The sequence below is a fragment of the Nocardia sp. FDAARGOS_372 genome (assembly GCF_002554515.1).
GTDB classification, from domain to species: domain Bacteria; phylum Actinomycetota; class Actinomycetes; order Mycobacteriales; family Mycobacteriaceae; genus Nocardia; species Nocardia farcinica.
Map to the genome: position 1 here is coordinate 771,250 of NZ_PDDW01000001.1, position 13,905 is coordinate 785,154.

The window sequence follows — 13,905 nt, forward strand, 5'->3', positions numbered from 1 at the left end:
GAGGCCGACATGACCACCTCGACGGCAGACCTCGAACGGGACTTCGAGGAGATCCTCGCCCGCGACCAGCGCATCGAGCCGCGCGACTGGATGCCCGAGGGCTACCGCAAGACCCTCATCCGCCAGATCGCCCAGCACGCGCACTCCGAGATCATCGGCATGCAGCCGGAGGGCAACTGGATCACCCGCGCACCGTCGTTGCGCCGCAAGGCGATCCTGATGGCGAAGGTGCAGGACGAGGCGGGCCACGGGCTCTACCTGTACTCGGCGGCGGAGACCCTGGGCGCCGACCGCGCCGACCTGACCGACAAGCTGATCGAGGGCAGGCAGAAGTACTCCTCGATCTTCAACTACCCCACCCTCACCTACGCCGACGTCGGCGTCATCGGCTGGCTGGTCGACGGCGCCGCCATCTGTAACCAGGTGCCGTTGTGCCGCAGCAGCTTCGGGCCGTATGCCCGGGCCATGATCCGGGTCTGCAAGGAGGAGTCGTTCCACCAACGGCAGGGTTACGAACTGCTGCTGACCATGATGAGCGGCACCGAGGCCCAGCGGGCGATGGTGCAGGACGCCGTGGATCGCTGGTGGTGGCCGTCGCTGATGATGTTCGGCCCGCCCGACGACCAGTCGCCCAACACCGCGCAGTCGATGGCGTGGCGGATCAAGCGGCACACCAACGACGAACTGCGCCAGCGCTTCGTGGACATGACGGTGCCGCAGGCCGAGGTGCTCGGCGTGCGACTGCCCGACCCGGAGCTGCGCTGGAACGCCGAACGCGGCCACTACGACTTCGGCACCCCCGACTGGGACGAATTCGCCGCCGTGGTCGCCGGGCAGGGCGCCTGCAACGTCGAACGCATCGCCAACCGCCGCAGCGCCCACGAGAACGGCGCCTGGGTGCGCGCGGCCGCGGCCGCCTTCGCCGCACGAGAACGAAAGGGCACCCACCGATGACCGAGACCGAATCCGCGGGCGTGCGCGCCGACTGGCCGCTCTACGAGGTGTTCGTGCGCGGCAAGCGCGGCCTCAACCACGTGCACGTCGGTTCGCTGCACGCCGCCGACGACGAGATGGCGCTGCGGCACGCCCGCGACGTCTACACCCGCCGCAACGAAGGGGTGAGCATCTGGGTGGTGCCCTCCCGCGCGATCGTGGCCTCCAGCCCGTCGGAGAAGGACCCGTTCTTCGCCCCCAGCGGCGACAAGGTCTACCGGCACCCGACGTTCTACGACATCCCCGACACCGTCCCCCACATGTGAGGCCACCGCGATGATCGATCACGACTCCGCTTTCAGCGGCCTCCTCGACGGCGACGGCGACGGCCAGTGGGCCTTCGGCACCAGCTTCGACGACCCGCTGGCCGGGGTGGACACCACGGTGCCCGCCGACGTCGACACCGCCGCCCTGGCCGCCTACTGCCTGATGCTCGGCGACGACGCGCTGATCGCCGCCCAGCGGCTCTCCGAATGGGCCGCCCGCGCACCCGAACTCGAAGAAGACGTGGCCCTGCTCAACATCGGCCTCGACCTGCTCGGGCAGGCGCGGCTGCTGCTGGCCCGCGCAGGCGCCGCCGATCCCGCGGTCGTCCCGTTCATCTCCGCGACCTCCCCGGTGCCCGCCGAGGACGCGCTCGCCTTCTTCCGCGACGATCACGCCTTCCGGTGCGTGCGGCTGGTGGAGGTCGACAACGGTGATTTCGCCCGCACCGTCGTGCGGTTGCTGGTGTTGTCCACCTGGCGGCTCGCGGTGTTCGACCGGCTGCGCGACTCCCGCGATCCGGTGCTGGCCGCCGTCGCGGACAAGGGCGTGAAAGAGCTGACCTATCACCGCGACTACGCCGCCCGCTGGACGGTGACGCTCGGCTGCGGCACGGCCGAGTCGCGGCGGCGGATGACCGAGGCGCTCGCGTTCGTGTGGCCGTTCGTCGCCGAACTGTTCGTGCCCAGTGCCGAGGAACTGGCGCTCGCCGAGGCCGGTGTCGCGGTGGATCCGCGCGCGGTGCGCGCCGAATTCGACCGGGTGCTGGCGCAGGTGCTGCACGCCGCCGAGCTGCCCGCGCCGCCCTCGACCTCGGTCGGCACCGTCGGTGGCCGGGCGGGTCGCCAGGGCCTGCACACCGAGGCGCTGGGGCCGCTGCTCACCGAGATGCAGTGCGTGGCCCGCGCCCACCCGGAGGGGACGTGGTGACCGTGGCCGTCGACCCGCGCCGCCTGGTCGACTCGGTGCCCGACCCGGAGCTGCCGATGCTCACCCTGGCCGATCTGGGCATCGTGCGCGCTGTCGAGGTGGACGCGGACGGGACCGTCGCGGTGACCATCACCCCCACCTACTCCGGCTGCCCGGCCATCGCGACCATGCGCGCCGACATCACCCGCACGCTGCGCCGCCACGGCTACCCCGAGGTGCGCCTGCACACCGCGCTCGCACCCGCCTGGAGCAGCGACTGGATCAGCGCCGAGGGCAGGCGGAAACTGCGCGAGCACGGCTACTCGCTGCCCGGCCCGGCGCCGCGGCGCGCGAGCGGCCCCGTCCCGCTGACCCTCACCGCCCGGCCGCGCGCGCTGACCTGCCCGCACTGCGGCTCGGCGGAGACCGAGGTGGTGGCCGAGTTCGGCGCGACACTGTGCAAGGCCCAGTATCGATGCCGGGCGTGCCGCGAGCCGTTCGAACATGTGAAGGAAATCTGAGATGAGCGCACCAGTGCAGACCGCGCGCACGCGACCGGCCCGGCACCGGGCCTTCCACGACCTGCGCGTCGCCGATGTCGAGCGGCTGTGCGACGACGCGGTCGCGGTGACCCTGGACGTGCCCGCCGACCTCGCCGAGGAGTTCGCCTTCCGGCCCGGTCAGTCGCTGACCGTGCGCCGGGTGCTCGACGGTGTCGAGCACCGCCGGTCCTATTCGATCTGCGCACCGGTCGGCGCCCCGCCCCGGATCGGGGTGCGGCGGGTGGCCGGGGGAGCGGTGTCGACCTGGCTGGTCGACCAGCTGCGGCCCGGCGACCGGATCGAGGTGCAGGGACCGAGCGGCACCTTCGCCGCCGACCCCGACGCCGGCGGCAGGCACCTGCTGATCGCGGCGGGCTCGGGCATCACGCCCATGCTGTCCATCGCCGCCTCGGTACTGGCCCACCCCGACAGCGAGGTCGTGCTGCTCTACGGCAACCGCCGGGTGCGGTCGGTGATGTTCGTCGACGAGATCGCCGACCTCAAGGACCGCTACGGCGACCGCATCGAGGTCGTGCACGTGCTCTCCCGTGAACCCCGCGACGTCGAGCTGTTCACCGGGCGGCTCGACGCCGAACGGCTGCGCGCCATCCTGTCCACCGTGGTGCCGATCGGCGACATCGACCACGCCTGGCTGTGCGGGCCGTTCGGCATGGTCACCGACGCCCGCGCCGTGCTGGCCGAGTTCGGCGTCGCGCCCGAGCGCGTCCACTTCGAACTGTTCTTCGTCGGGGACGCGCCCCCGCCCCAGGCCGAACACCGGGAACCCGGCGTCGAGGGCCCGACCAGTTCGGTCACCGTCGTCCTGGACGGGCGCAGCACCACCGGCCTGCTGCCGCGCGACCGCAGCATCCTCGACGCCGCCGAGCAGATCCGTTCCGATCTCCCGTTCGCCTGCAAGGGCGGCGTCTGCGGCACCTGCCGCGCCAAGATCACCGGCGGCGAGGCCGACATGCGCCGCAACTACGCCCTCGAGGACGCCGAAGTGGCCGACGGTTTCGTCCTCACCTGCCAGACCTATCCCGTCAGCGACTCGGTCGTCGTCGACTTCGACGCCTGACCCAGCACCACCTCCGGAGTCATCATGAGCAGCGTTGCCCCCGCCTCCCCGCAGACCCTCGGCGACCGGATCGAATTCGCCTCGCGTGACGAGATCTCGGCACTCCAGCTCGACCGACTGAAATGGTCGCTCGCGCACGCCTACGCCAACGTGCCGCACTACCGGGCGGCCTTCGACGCCGCGGGCGTGCACCCGTCGGACCTCACCGACCTGGCCGACCTGGCGAAGTTCCCCTTCACCACCAAGCAGGACCTGCGGGCCAACTACCCGTTCGGGATGTTCGCCGTGCCGCAGGAACAGGTCTCGCGCATCCACGCCTCCTCGGGCACCACCGGCCAGCCGACCGTCGTCGGCTACACCGCGGGCGACCTGGACAACTGGGCCGACCTCATCGCGCGCAGCCTGCGCGCCGGCGGGGTGCGCCCCGGCGACAAGGTGCACATCGCCTACGGCTACGGGTTGTTCACCGGCGGTCTCGGCGCGCACTACGGCGCGGAACGGCTGGGCTGCACCGTGATTCCGATGTCCGGCGGGATGACCCAGCGGCAGGTGCAGCTGATCACCGACTTCCGGCCGGACGCCATCATGGTCACCCCCTCCTACATGCTGACCATTCTCGACGAGATGATCACAGCGGGCGTCGACCCGGCCGCCACCTCGCTGCGCGTCGGCGTCTTCGGCGCCGAACCGTGGACCGAGACCATGCGGGTGGAGCTCGAGCAACAGCTCGGCATCGACGCCGTCGACATCTACGGGCTGTCGGAGGTGATCGGGCCGGGCGTGGCGATGGAGTGCGCGGAGACCAAGGACGGCCTGCACATCTGGGAGGACCACTTCTACCCGGAGATCATCGACCCCGAGACCGGGGCGGTGCTGCCCGACGGGGAGGAGGGCGAGCTGGTGTTCACCTCGCTGACCAAGGAGGCGATGCCGGTGATCCGCTACCGCACCCGGGACCTGACCCGGCTGCTGCCCGGCACGGCCCGGTCGATGCGCCGGATGCAGAAGATCACCGGCCGCAGCGACGACATGATCATCCTGCGCGGGGTCAACCTGTTCCCCACGCAGATCGAGGAACTCATCCTGACCGTGCCCGTGCTCGCACCACAGTTCCAGTGCGTGCTCGACCGGCCCGCCAGGATGGATGTGCTCACCGTGCGGGTCGAGACCCGGCCGGGTGTGACGGGTGAGCAGATGGCCGCGGCCGCGCGCGACCTGCGGCACGTGGTGAAGAACCGGATCGGGGTCTCGGTGGAGGTGGAGGTGCTGCCCACCGGCGCGCTGGAGCGCTCCATCGGCAAGGCGCGGCGGCTGATCGACAATCGGCCCCGCTGACCCCCGACACGGACAGGGCCGGAACCGGTCACCCGGTTCCGGCCCTTCGCGCCGGCCTCGATCAGCCCGCGCACTCCGAAGCCAGGATGTGCGCGCGGTCCGGCGTCGCGCTGCCCAGGCTCACCAGCAGCGGGCTGGGATCGGGACCGAGCTCGGCCAGCGCCGACTGCTCGGCCTCGACCCGGGTGTACCCGCCCGCCCACGCGACCTCGTTGCCGCGCACCGCCACCGCGCCGCACGCGTTGCGGAACTGCACGACGATCGAGCAGTTGTCCACCCCGCATTCCTGCAGGGCACGAACGTCGGCGCCCTCCTGGTCCGGGTAGTTGACGCCCGAGCCCACGATGATGGCGCCCGGTTCCAACCCGAGAGCGAGCGAGCCGTAGTAGTCCTCGGCCGCGAGTGCGGTGCCCGCACCCAGCACGGTGATCGCCGACCCTGCGATCAGCCCGAGAACGGTTCTGCCCGACAGAAACATCGAGAAATTCTCCCCACGTGAAAAATGTGTGTTGCGGAGGGAATACTGGTCCATCGGGATCGATTCACCAAATCCGCTTCGTGCCGCGACTTCTCGGGGCAGGCGAATTCCGGTACGGCCGTCGCAGAAATTCTCGGTGGGCACCAGACCGAACCGAATCCGCCCGCGCGCAGGATATTCAGCGCGAGGACCGGTAGATGCGCCGGACCACGTCCTCGATCTCGGGCTCCTCCACCGACAGATCGCGCACCTCGGCGCGCGCGGACACCGCGGCCAGCAGATGCGCGGCGGTGGTCTGTTCGGCGTCGAAGGCCAGGCGCTGGCGCAGTCCGCCCGCTTCCGTCGACACCAGGGTCGCGCCGGGCAGACCGGTGAGATCCGGGGTCGGATCCATCAGGTCGACCACCAGGACCCGGCGCGCGCCCACGGTCGCCGCCAGGCCCGACAGGGAGCCGTCGTAGACCAGCCTGCCGTGATCGGCGACCAGCACCCGCTCGCACAACCGCTCGACATCGCCCATGTCGTGGGTGGTCAGCAACAGCGTGGTGCCGCGTTCGGCGCGTTCGGCCCGCAGGAATTCCCGCAGCCGCTGTTTGGAGAGCACGTCCAGGCCGATGGTGGGTTCGTCGAGGATCACCAGGTCCGGCTCGTGCAGCAGCGCCGCCGCCACCTCGGCCCGCATCCGCTGGCCAAGCGAGAGCTGGCGCACCGGGGTGTCGAGGGTGTCGGCCATCTCCAACTGCTCCACCAGCGCATCGGTGCGTTTGCGTGCGCTGTCGGGGTCGAGCCGGTGGATCGCCGCCAGAATCGAGAACGATTCCCGCAGCGGCAGATCCCACCACAACTGGGAGCGCTGCCCGAACACCACGCCGATCCGGCTCGCCAGTTCCCGTCGGCGCCGCACCGGCTCCAACCCGCACGTGCGAACCGTGCCCGCGGTGGGCACCAGGATTCCGGCGAGCATTTTGATGGTGGTGGATTTGCCCGCACCGTTGGCACCGATGTAGCCGACCGCGGCGCCGCGGTCGACCCGGAAACTCATCGCGTCGACCGCCGTCCGGATTTCCCGCTCGCGCGCGAATCTCCGCCCGGTGCGCCGCCGCACGACGAATTGCCGGGTCAGCTCGTGGACATCGATGATGGGCTCCGCGCTCATCCGCCGCCTCCTTGGTAGTGCCTGGTGCCCGTTCGCCACAGTCCCATCGCCACCGCCCACACCCAGAGCGCCGCGACCGGCGCCAGCCAGGCCAGCCAGGACGGCAGCAGGGCGGGGCCGGGCAACTCCAGCACCGCGATGGTCGGCAGGTAGGCGGTGAATGCCACCGGGATCGCGAACCCGAAGACCAGCTTCAGCGGTGTCGGAAACACCGAGGCGGGCTGGGCCGCGGCGAACGAACCGCCGTAGGTGAAACTGTTGGTGAGTTCGGCGCCGTCGACGAGGTGGAACTGGCAGCCGGCCGCCGCCACGAACAGTCCGGCGAACAACGCGATGCCGCTCACCAGCGAGACGACGAGCAGTGCGGCCGCGCCGAAGGACCAGTCGATGTCGTTGCGTACCAACCCGACCGCCAGCACCACCAGCGCTACCGAGGCGCGGGCGAAGCGGCGCAGGGAGATGTCGCCGGTGATCACCTGCAGCAGCAGCGGTTGCGGGCGCAGGTGATAGGCGTCGAGCGTGCCCATCCGGATCAGCCTCGGCAGCCGGTCGAGATGCCCGAACATCACCTCGGCCAACGCGAACGCGCTGTTGCTCAATCCGAACAGCAGCAGGGCCGCGTCCAGATCCAGCCCACCCAGCACGCCGACGTTGTGGAAGATCACCCACACCTCGGCGAACTCGACCACCCCGACCAGCAACGCGCCGAACAGGTCCGCGGCGAAACTGAGCCGGTAGGACCGCTGGGCCCGCACCCGCGAGCCGAGGACCGCCAGGTAGGGCGCGGCCCGCCGCCGCAGCTCACCCACCCTGCACCTCCAGCCTGCGCCTGCCCGCCGCGAGCAGCACCCGCCCGATCCCGCCGACGACCACGACCCAGCAGACCTGCGTCCCCACCACCTGCACCGCGTCCAGTCCGACGACCCGCCCCGACAGCACGTCCACCGGTGCCTGCAGCATGGCGGGGAACGGCGTCGCGTTCGCCACCGTGCGCAGCCACTCCGGGAACAGGTGGACCGGCACGAACAAGCCCGCGAGAAACGTGCCCACGATCTGATACACCGTGCGGAAACCGCGCGTCTCCACCACCCGGAACCCGATCATCGTCACCGCGAACAGCCCGAGGAACGAGATCGCCACCGCCAGCAGCACACTGACCACCCCGAGCAGGTAGGAGCCGGGCGTGGTGGGCATGGTGATGTCGAAGACGACGATGCCCAGCAGCACGCTCGGCAGCGCACGCGGCAGCAGGGTGCAGGCGGCCCGGCCGAGGTCCTCGGCCAGATAGGCCAGTTGGATGTCCACCGGCCGCAGGAAGTCGATCGCGATGTCGCCGGTGCGCACCCGCTCGGCCAGTTCGCTGTCGACGTTCATGAACGTGATCGCCCCGAGCAGCCCCTGCGAAATCCACACATAGGCGCCGACACTGCCCGCGTCGTACCCGGCGAACGCCCCCGCCGACCCCACCGCGGCCCCCAACACCGCCCCGCGCACCAGCCCGAACACGCTGTTGGTGAACAGCCCGGCGAACATCGCCAACTTGTACTGCCACTGCCTGCGAAACCCCGCCACCACCAGCCGCCCGTACACCGCGAAAGCTCCGGGCAGCGTCACCACCGACCCCTCCCACACGCAGACACAAGGGAGGAAGCCTACCGGCGGGGTGGGGGAGGTCCAAGCGATTATTCACTCCCACGGATCGGCGCCCTGGAACAGGCGGACGCGTCGCCGGTGTCCGCCGCCGCACAACCGGAATTCCAGGACGGTCCGCCCGTCGGCCACCGCGACCGGGGCGTGAGCGTGCACGTCGCCGCTCAGCGGAAGTTCGGGTAGTCCTGGATCCAGTGGAATTCCCGCTGCCGCAGGGGGAATTCGTTCAGGTCGCGTTGGGTGAGGGCGATGGTGACGGGGTGTCCGTTCCATTGTCCGTCCAGGCGGAGCTGGTCGGGGGTGGGGCGGTCGAGGGTGAAGGTGCCGAGGGTGGTCGGGCTGGCGTCGGGGGCGGTGGGTGGGGCGGTGAGGGTGAGGGCGTTCTCGGCGGTGGTGGCGAGGGTGGGCACGAGGGTGCCGTCCATGCGCTGCAAGGTCACCATCTCCTCGTGTTCGACGACCAGGCGTTGCCAACGGTTCTCGTCGGTGGTCAGCGGCGGCGCCGGGGTGCCGTCGACGGTGAATTCGGTGACCTCCCAGATGCCGTACAGCTCGGGTTTCGCTTTGCCGCCGCCGAATTCATACCACGAGTCGACGCCCATGTAGAGCAGGCCCGCGGTCATCCACACGCCGAGGGCGGCCTGGGCGGTGGCGGCGATCCGGCGCGAGCGCGGGGTGCGGAACGGCTGCGGGTAGGTGGACGGGCCGGTGGGACGGTCGAGGACCAGCGCGTCGAGCAGCCGCCGCGCCTCGGGCGCCAGCAGCACCACCGCCAGCAACAGCAGGTGGAACGACAGGATCTTCACCGGTACGTCGAAGGTCATGTTCAACACCCACACCTGCGCCATCGCGACCAGGCTCAGCAGCGCGCCGAGCAGGGCGGTGCGCGGCAGGAACAGCAGCACGCCGCCGAGCACCTCGGCCGCGCCGAGCAGGATCTCGTAGGCGGGGGAGCTGCCGACCTGCAACCACAGCACCGAGGTCAGGCTGAACTCGCCGAAGGGTTGCAGCAGCGCCTGCAACGCGGGCTCGGGCATCTGGCTGGGAATCAGCTTGGCCACGCCGTAGAACAGCATCTGGCCGGCCAGGCACAGGCGCAGGAAGATCAGGAACCAGCCCGCGAGGACGCGGTATTCGGTGCGGCGCCGGTCCAGCACCGTCCACACCAGCGTCGCCAGTACCGACACGACCAGGATGCCGAACACCAGCGTCCAGATGAACGCCTGATCGCCGCTGCCGGAGTCGGTGCGCAGCACCACCTCGGTGTCGAACACGGTGCGGCCGAGCCATTCCACGACCGGCGTGATGGTGCGCATCTGCCACAGCATCGCGTCGTCGGGCAACAGCGTGACGACATAGCCGAGGAAGGCGAACACGATCTGCGCGAACAGCAGGCAGAACAGGCCGAAGTAGACGAAGCAGAAGCGGAAGACGATGCGGGTGAGTGGGTTCCAGCGGGCCTGCACCGTCTGGCCGGCGGGTGGTTCGGCCGCCTGACGATCGGATCTCGTCGCCGCGTCGACGGTACTCACACGCCCACCTCACTCCCACTCGACAAACCCTGTCCGCCCGACCGTATTCGGCGCACGCGTCCCGGGGCATCCAGGGAAACCCCGATTTCACGGTCACCCCGGGGGCGTACGTGCGGGCACCCGCGGTCATGGTCGTGTCCGCCCCACCCTCGACCCATCCGCGGCGCCCCGCGGGTTCGAACGTGAGAAGACAGGAGCTCTCGGCGGACGAAAGGTGATCGATCGGTATGGGCAAGCGCGGTACGGGCAAGCACAGGGCGGCGAGTGCTTCCCGGCAACGGGTCGGTGTCATGGTCGTGGCGGGGGCGGCGCCGGTCGTGCTGACGCTCGCGGGCAACGGGGTGGCCGCCGCCGCGCCCGAGCCGCCCGCCGAGACCGCCACCTGGCCGTCGGCCGAGGCGCCGAATGTCCGCCCCTATCACGGCATCCGCATCCCGGACGACACGCTGACCTCCCTGCAATGGGCGCGGCCGGTGCCGAGCCCGGACTACCTCTCGCCGGTCGAGGCCCTGCACCCGCCGGTCCCGGTCGCGCCGGTGCCGCCGATCGCGCCGCCGCCGGGTGTGCTGCGTTTCGGCGACGTCCAGGTCGAATCGCCCGAGTGGCTGCCCCGCGAGCAGGCCATCCAGATCAACGACGCCGCCGCGACCAAGGAGGCCGAGCTGGCCACCTTCCTCGACTCCGTCGGCATGGAGCGCACCCGCTCCGACCGGGTGGCGAGCCAGACGATCGGCGCCGCGGCGGTCGGCGCGGCCGCGGGCGCGGTGGTGGCGAGCCCCTTCGCCGTCATCGGCGCGGGCGCGGGCGGCGCGCTCGGCCTGGCCATCGGGTTGCCGTTCGCTCCGATCGGCCTGGCCGCGGCGCCGGTGGGCGCGGCCTACGGTGCGGCGCTGATGACGGTGCCGCTGGCCGTGATCGGCGCCGGGATCGGTGCGGGTCTGGGCGCGACCCAGGCCCTGACGGCGCCGCCGCGGGCACTCGGCCCGGCTCCGGATGCATCGCAGCCGCCGCAAGCAGCGGCGGGCTGAGACGCCGGCGGGTCAGGACGGGCCGGCGCGCAGCGCGAGTTCGGCGGCCGCGGCGACGCCGTCGAACCACGGTGCGCCGTGCCCGGGCAGCACGGTGCGGGCGCCGGTCGCGGCGAGCGCGGTGAGTGAACTCAGTGCCTGGGTGCTGTCGGCGGTCGCGGCGCCGGAGACGATCTGCGGGCCGGTGGCACCGGTGTAGGGGTCGAGGGTGACCAGCGCGTCGCCGCTGAGCACGGTGTCGCGGCCGGGCAGGTGCAGCGCGCAATGCCCCAGGGTGTGGCCGGGGGTGAAGACGACGCGCGGACGTCCCGGCACGTCGAGTTCGGCGCCGTCGTCGAAGCAGGTCACCTCCGGGGTGCCGCGGACGAACAACGCGCCCGCGGCGGCCATCCGGGCCAGCACGAGCACGGATTTCGGGTACCGCAGGGGATAGCGCAGCCGGGCGCGTTCGTGACGGTAGCGGTAGGGATGCGCGGCCAGGAACCGCTCGGCGGTGTGGGTGCGGATCGGCAGTTGCCAGTCGCGATGGATCCGGCGGGCCGAGCCGACGTGGTCGAAGTGGGCGTGGGTGAGCACGACCGCGCGGACGTCGCGGGTGTCGCGGCCGATGGCGCGCAGGGCACGGCGGATGCGCGGGTACGTCGCGGGCAGGCCGGTGTCGACGAGGGTGACGCCGTCCTCGTCCTCGACCAGGTAGACGTTCACCGCCGCGTGGGCCGGCAGGTGGACGCCGTCGGCCACGTTCGGTGTGAGCATGCCTCTCCTCGGCGTCGGAAGTGGTCGCCGCTGCCCGCCCGCTGTGGGCGGGCAACGGCCTGCCGACGGCCGGGCTGCACGGCGGCCGGACATCGACGTGGGCGGAATACCCCGGCGGAAGCGCCGAAACCGCAGGCCCGGTGGCGCGCAACCGCGGCCGTCGGCGGGGTTTGCCTCGGGTGTGCCCGGGAACGGCGGGAGCGGAGGCCGAACACCGAGGAGAGAGGCAGCGATGAGCAACGACGAGACCGGCGAGGTCACCGGTACCCGCGACAAGGACTACAACCTGATCTGGTTCGTCCAGGCGTCGCTCGAGAACGCACTGCGCTTGGAGACCTACATCAGCGACGCGGAGCGCGACGGGGATGCCGACCTCGCGGACTTCTTCCGCAGGGCGCAGACCGAGAGCCGCAAGGGCGGCCGGCTCGGCAAGGAGATGCTGGCCCAGCGGCTGGCGAATTCCGATACCTGACGCCGCGCGCGGTTCCCGGGCGGTAGGTGGCGTGATGCGCCCCTACCGCCTTTGTCGTGCCGGTGCGTCATGACCACCCGGGGAGAAGACGAAGCGCGGGTGGGCCACGTGCTCGGAGGTGGCAGTTGCGGGCGTGCCGCGTCAAGTGACGTTTGGTTACGGTCCGTTCGATTGTGTGATCACACAGCGTCGCCGCACTCGCCGATGGCTTTCCCCTGGGTTGCGCACCGGGCTCACCCGTGTGGAATCGCAATCGATCATGCTGGTCAACGGCAATAATCCGCTTCGTCCCATGCCCCTCTAGTCCCCGTGACGTCCTGCGCGATACGGAATTCGCAAAGCCGGGACAAAATGCCGATTCCCTTGCTAAGTTAATGACTGTTCTGGTCGCTTGATCGGCGCGCCGGGTCTACGAACCCGCCTCGCGCCGTCGGTGGTGTTCGGGCTCGACGAGGAGTTGACGACATGGATGGACTCAGCAGGCGTACCGCGCTGAAGACCGGCGGGGCATTGGGCGCGTTCGGCGCGCTCGCGATGGTCACGCCGGCGCGCGCGGAGCCGTGGACCTGGTCACCGCAGGGGTCGGTGGCAGGCAGCGGCGACGGGGCCGACCCGATGGGGGTGTGGGACCCCGAGGCGGACGAACTGGTCGCCTCGATCATCGACCGGGGCGACGTACCCCGGGTCAACGAGCTGCTGCGGACGTGGACCAGAAACGGCCAGCCGCTGCCCGACGGACTGCCCGCCGACCTGCGCGAGTTCATGGAGTACGCGCGGCAGCTGCCGCCCTGGGCCGACCCGGGCAAGCTGGCCACCGCCGTCGAGTTCAACAAGAAACGCGGCCTGTATCTGGGTGTGCTCTACGGCCTGGCCAGCGGCATGATGAGCACGGTCATCCCGAAGGAGGCCCGCGCGGTCTACTACTCCAAGGGCGGCCACGACCTCAAGGACCGCATCGCCAAGACCGCCAAGCTCGGCTACGACATCGGCACGCACAACGCCTACGCTCCGGACGGCGAGATGGTGGTGACCTGCGTCAAGACTCGCTTGGTGCACGCCGCGGTGCGCCATCTGCTGCCGCAGTCACCGCACTGGGTGAGTTCGGCGCAGGAGCAGATCCCGATCAGTCAGAACGACATGATGGTCACCTGGCACAGTCTCCCGACCACCGTCATGAAGCACCTGACCGCCTGGAAGGTGCCCATCCCGGCACACGAGTCCGAGGCGTTCCTGCACACCTGGCAGGTGGCCGCGCACATGCTCGGCATCCGCGACGAGTACATCCCCAACTCGTGGCCCGAGGCCGATTCGCAGGCCGCGCAGGTGCTCGACCCGATCATCGCGGCGACGCCGGAGGGCGCCGCGCTGGCCGACCGATTGCTGGGTCTGGGCGGCAATCTCGATCTCGCCATTCTCAGCAGGGGCGTGCTCGGCTCGTTCACCCGGTTCCTGTTGGGCGACAGGATCGCCGACGAACTGCGGATCCCGCGCGAGCCGGTCTGGGATCCGCTGCTGCGCATGAGCTGGGGACCGTTCATCGCCGTCCGCGAAGGGCTGCTCACCGTGGCGCCGCCGGCCGCCGACGTGTACTGGCTCTTCGACGAGTTCCTGCGGCAGGCGGCGTTGATCTACCTGGCCGAGCTGCGGATGCCGATCAGTATCGAGCTGCCGATGATGAACCGGGACATGACCAAACCGCATCGCTGAGCGAG

The 13,905-nt window shown here is 70.6% G+C and carries 15 protein-coding genes; 9 read left to right on the top strand and 6 right to left on the bottom strand.

From position 1 onward, the window contains the following. The first annotated feature begins 9 nt into the window (after window positions 1-9). From paaA to paaK, 6 genes are read left to right on the top strand one after another with little or no spacing between them, the layout of a single operon-like run. Window positions 10-954 carry a 1,2-phenylacetyl-CoA epoxidase subunit PaaA gene (paaA, locus tag CRM89_RS03915; RefSeq protein WP_060592060.1) on the top strand — a complete coding sequence of 315 codons (945 nt, stop codon included), beginning with the start codon at window positions 10-12 and terminating at the stop codon, window positions 952-954. Beyond that, window positions 951-1,259: a 1,2-phenylacetyl-CoA epoxidase subunit PaaB gene (paaB, locus tag CRM89_RS03920; RefSeq protein WP_011208693.1), complete on the top strand. Its 309-nt coding sequence runs from the start codon at window positions 951-953 to the stop codon at window positions 1,257-1,259. The genes paaA and paaB overlap by 4 nt, the downstream gene beginning before the upstream one ends. Window positions 1,260-1,269: 10 nt before the next feature. After that, window positions 1,270-2,187: a 1,2-phenylacetyl-CoA epoxidase subunit PaaC gene (gene paaC / locus CRM89_RS03925; RefSeq protein WP_011208694.1), complete on the top strand. Its 918-nt coding sequence runs from the start codon at window positions 1,270-1,272 to the stop codon at window positions 2,185-2,187. Continuing rightward, the gene (paaD, locus tag CRM89_RS03930; RefSeq protein ID WP_060593400.1) at window positions 2,184-2,687 is read left to right on the top strand and encodes a 1,2-phenylacetyl-CoA epoxidase subunit PaaD; all 504 of its coding nucleotides are present in this window, start codon (window positions 2,184-2,186) and stop codon (window positions 2,685-2,687) included. The genes paaC and paaD overlap by 4 nt, the downstream gene beginning before the upstream one ends. A gap of 1 nt (window position 2,688) precedes the next feature. After that, window positions 2,689-3,786: a 1,2-phenylacetyl-CoA epoxidase subunit PaaE gene (gene paaE / locus CRM89_RS03935; protein ID WP_098083251.1), complete on the top strand. Its 1,098-nt coding sequence runs from the start codon at window positions 2,689-2,691 to the stop codon at window positions 3,784-3,786. 24 nt (window positions 3,787-3,810) lie between these two features. Next, on the top strand, window positions 3,811-5,121 hold the full coding sequence (paaK, locus tag CRM89_RS03940; protein ID WP_011208697.1) for a phenylacetate--CoA ligase PaaK: 1,311 nt from the start codon (window positions 3,811-3,813) through the stop codon (window positions 5,119-5,121). 61 nt (window positions 5,122-5,182) lie between these two features. Here the strand turns inward: paaK and CRM89_RS03945 are convergent, their stop codons facing one another. From CRM89_RS03945 to CRM89_RS03965, 5 genes are all read right to left on the bottom strand, one after another. Beyond that, window positions 5,183-5,599, bottom strand: a complete 417-nt coding sequence (locus CRM89_RS03945; protein ID WP_011208698.1) for a DUF4189 domain-containing protein — start codon at window positions 5,597-5,599, stop codon at window positions 5,183-5,185. Window positions 5,600-5,777: 178 nt separating this feature from the next. Beyond that, a complete protein-coding gene (locus tag CRM89_RS03950; protein ID WP_098083252.1) occupies window positions 5,778-6,755 on the bottom strand; it encodes an ATP-binding cassette domain-containing protein in 978 nt (325 codons plus the stop codon). Beyond that, window positions 6,752-7,564, bottom strand: coding sequence for an ABC transporter permease (locus CRM89_RS03955; protein WP_060592052.1), 813 nt, complete (start codon window positions 7,562-7,564; stop codon window positions 6,752-6,754). The genes CRM89_RS03950 and CRM89_RS03955 overlap by 4 nt, the downstream gene beginning before the upstream one ends. Next, window positions 7,557-8,369: an ABC-2 family transporter protein gene (locus CRM89_RS03960; RefSeq protein WP_229434977.1), complete on the bottom strand. Its 813-nt coding sequence runs from the start codon at window positions 8,367-8,369 to the stop codon at window positions 7,557-7,559. The genes CRM89_RS03955 and CRM89_RS03960 overlap by 8 nt, the downstream gene beginning before the upstream one ends. A 200-nt stretch (window positions 8,370-8,569) precedes the next feature. Further along, a complete protein-coding gene (locus tag CRM89_RS03965; RefSeq protein WP_098083253.1) occupies window positions 8,570-9,937 on the bottom strand; it encodes a DoxX family protein in 1,368 nt (455 codons plus the stop codon). Window positions 9,938-10,164: 227 nt separating this feature from the next. On the opposite strand from CRM89_RS03965, the gene CRM89_RS03970 reads away from it, so the two are divergent. After that, on the top strand, window positions 10,165-10,965 hold the full coding sequence (locus CRM89_RS03970; RefSeq protein WP_098083254.1) for a hypothetical protein: 801 nt from the start codon (window positions 10,165-10,167) through the stop codon (window positions 10,963-10,965). A gap of 12 nt (window positions 10,966-10,977) precedes the next feature. Here the strand turns inward: CRM89_RS03970 and CRM89_RS03975 are convergent, their stop codons facing one another. Further along, on the bottom strand, window positions 10,978-11,721 hold the full coding sequence (locus tag CRM89_RS03975) for an MBL fold metallo-hydrolase (protein ID WP_098083255.1): 744 nt from the start codon (window positions 11,719-11,721) through the stop codon (window positions 10,978-10,980). A 232-nt stretch (window positions 11,722-11,953) separates the two neighbouring features. On the opposite strand from CRM89_RS03975, the gene CRM89_RS03980 reads away from it, so the two are divergent. After that, on the top strand, window positions 11,954-12,193 hold the full coding sequence (locus CRM89_RS03980) for a hypothetical protein (RefSeq protein ID WP_098083256.1): 240 nt from the start codon (window positions 11,954-11,956) through the stop codon (window positions 12,191-12,193). A gap of 465 nt (window positions 12,194-12,658) precedes the next feature. Further along, window positions 12,659-13,900, top strand: a complete 1,242-nt coding sequence (locus CRM89_RS03985) for an oxygenase MpaB family protein (RefSeq protein ID WP_098083257.1) — start codon at window positions 12,659-12,661, stop codon at window positions 13,898-13,900. Window positions 13,901-13,905 lie beyond the last annotated feature (5 nt).

Excerpts from the sequence above, each read along its gene's own strand:
- paaA (WP_060592060.1), top strand. The coding sequence starts at position 10 with ATGACCACCTCGACGGCAGACCTCGAACGGGACTTCGAGGAGATCCTC.
- paaB (WP_011208693.1), top strand. The coding sequence starts at position 951 with ATGACCGAGACCGAATCCGCGGGCGTGCGCGCCGACTGGCCGCTCTAC.
- paaC (WP_011208694.1), top strand. The coding sequence starts at position 1,270 with ATGATCGATCACGACTCCGCTTTCAGCGGCCTCCTCGACGGCGACGGC.
- paaE (WP_098083251.1), top strand. The coding sequence starts at position 2,689 with ATGAGCGCACCAGTGCAGACCGCGCGCACGCGACCGGCCCGGCACCGG.
- paaK (WP_011208697.1), top strand. The coding sequence starts at position 3,811 with ATGAGCAGCGTTGCCCCCGCCTCCCCGCAGACCCTCGGCGACCGGATC.
- CRM89_RS03945 (WP_011208698.1), bottom strand. The coding sequence starts at position 5,599 with ATGTTTCTGTCGGGCAGAACCGTTCTCGGGCTGATCGCAGGGTCGGCG.
- CRM89_RS03950 (WP_098083252.1), bottom strand. The coding sequence starts at position 6,755 with ATGAGCGCGGAGCCCATCATCGATGTCCACGAGCTGACCCGGCAATTC.
- CRM89_RS03970 (WP_098083254.1), top strand. The coding sequence starts at position 10,165 with ATGGGCAAGCGCGGTACGGGCAAGCACAGGGCGGCGAGTGCTTCCCGG.
- CRM89_RS03975 (WP_098083255.1), bottom strand. The coding sequence starts at position 11,721 with ATGCTCACACCGAACGTGGCCGACGGCGTCCACCTGCCGGCCCACGCG.
- CRM89_RS03980 (WP_098083256.1), top strand. The coding sequence starts at position 11,954 with ATGAGCAACGACGAGACCGGCGAGGTCACCGGTACCCGCGACAAGGAC.
- CRM89_RS03985 (WP_098083257.1), top strand. The coding sequence starts at position 12,659 with ATGGATGGACTCAGCAGGCGTACCGCGCTGAAGACCGGCGGGGCATTG.